2 protein-coding genes are annotated in these 1,827 nt (G+C 73.1%); both read right to left on the bottom strand.

Features of this window, described 5'->3' with window-relative positions:
• Positions 1–388: 388 nt before the first annotated feature.
• Positions 389–1,243 carry a haloalkane dehalogenase gene (locus tag FAF44_RS53040; protein ID WP_237111094.1) on the bottom strand — a complete coding sequence of 285 codons (855 nt, stop codon included), beginning with the start codon at positions 1,241–1,243 and terminating at the stop codon, positions 389–391.
• Positions 1,244–1,258: 15 nt separating this feature from the next.
• Entirely contained in the window at positions 1,259–1,642 is a 384-nt protein-coding gene (locus FAF44_RS53035) for a pyridoxamine 5'-phosphate oxidase family protein (protein WP_237111093.1), read from the bottom strand.
• Between the last annotated feature and the right edge of the window lie 185 nt (positions 1,643–1,827).

Genomic DNA, 1,827 nt, shown 5'->3' with positions numbered 1-1,827 from the left:
GGGCGGGCGGGTAACAGGAAACCGCAGATGAGCAGGATGGGCAGGATGGCCAGGCGGCGTCGCCTCGCGCGTCTGTTCACACCGGTCCTCCGTTTCTGGTAGCGCTAACATTCGTGGGCCAGGAGGAAGGACGCGCTCCCTCGAGGTCCGGCTTGCCAGTCCGGCCGTGGTCCGTCGGAACGGTGTTCGCCGGAACGGCCGGCGTCGGCGTGGCTCACGTCGGGACGGCAGCCACATCCGACAGGCCCGGCCGCCCCCTGCACGAGCCTTGATCGCACGGCCCGGGACGAGCGTCAAATTCCGCCCGCGGGAGGTCCCACCGACCTGCGGGTTCCCGCTGAAACTTTCATCCGCGCCGCGGACGCGCCAGGGCCCGTCCGCGGCGCGTTCAGAGCCGCCGCCCGGCCATCCACTCCGTGATCGTCGCGGCGATGACCCCGGGCTGGTCCTCCGGGGTGTGGTGGCCGGCGACCCGCTCGTGCGCCACGATCTCCAGCGAGGCGATGTTGGCAGCGCACCAGGAGACGGTCTCGGACGTCCACATCGTGCCGGGGCCGGGACGGAACCCGATCAGCAGCTTCGGCACCTCGGCGCTGGCCGCCAGCCACTTGTCGAACGCCTCGATCCGGGCCACCACGGCGGCGGGCTCGCCGTCGAGCGGCATCGAGCGCGCCCAGCGCAGCAGCGGCAGCCGGCTCTCCCGCGTCGGGTACGGCCGCAGGTAGGCCGCCAGGTCCTCGTCGGCGGGCGGCGTGACGACGCTGCCGGGGAAACCGCGCAGGAAGGCGTTGTCGTCGAGCATCATGGCCTCCCCGACGCCCTCGGTCTTGATCGCCCGGAACAGCTCCCGGCCGCCTTCGGGGAACTCCTCCCAGGTCATCGGCTTGACGATGGCCTCGGTGAAGGCGATCCCGCGTACCCGGTCCGGGTGGCGGGCGGCCCAGTCGAAGGCCAGGGCGCCGCCCCAGTCGTGGCCGACGAGCAGCACGTCGTCGAGGCCGAGGGCGTCGAACCAGGCGTCCAGGTAGCGGGCCTGGTCGTCGAAGGTGTAGTCGATGTCGGGTTTTCCGGACTCGCCCATGCCGATCAGGTCGGGCGCGAGGCGTCGGCCCGGGCCGACGGCGGGCATGATGTCGCGCCACAGGTGGGATGAGGTCGGGTTGCCGTGCAGGAAGACGATCGGCGCGCCGGAGCCGAGTTCCCGGTAGGACATCGTGGAGTCGAGGACGTGCTGAACGAGCATGTCTGTGGGGTCCTTTCAGAGGTTCAGGTGCAGGATGCGGTCGACCGCGATCTCGATCACGACCCGGCCGGGGGGCGCGGGCGGGGATGAGCGGTAGCGGCTGGTGTAGCGGCTGACGGCCGTGGCGATCCGGCGCCGGTCGTCCGACACCGTGGCGTGGCCTTCGAGGGTGATCCAGCGGAAACCGTCGACCTGGCAGAGCGCGGCCCGCCCGCCGCCCGGGGCGGCGGTCAGGTTGCGCGCCTTACGGGAGGCGGCGACGGTGAGCACACGGGCCAGGCCCGCACCCGGGTCCCAGGTGAATCGCACGGCCACCAGGTGCGGGGAGCCGTCGGGCCGCAACGTGGTCAGGACGGCCACACCGGGCTCGCCCAGGAACGCCTTCGCCGCACCGGTCAACCGGACGGCGGCACCTGACGAACCGGCACCACGGCCGGCCGGACCGGCACCGGCACCGGCGCCACGGCCGACACCGCGCCCGGACGAACCGGCACCACGGGCGGCGTCACGGCTGGAAGGGCCGGGAGCGGAGGCGGAGAGGCCGGGGGTGGGGCCGGAGGCGGAGAGGCCGGAGGCGAGGGCGG

This window comes from Nonomuraea sp. MG754425 (assembly GCF_021699195.1).
Taxonomy (GTDB): Bacteria; Actinomycetota; Actinomycetes; order Streptosporangiales; family Streptosporangiaceae; genus Nonomuraea.
This window is presented reverse-complemented; position numbering and strand designations above follow the sequence as displayed.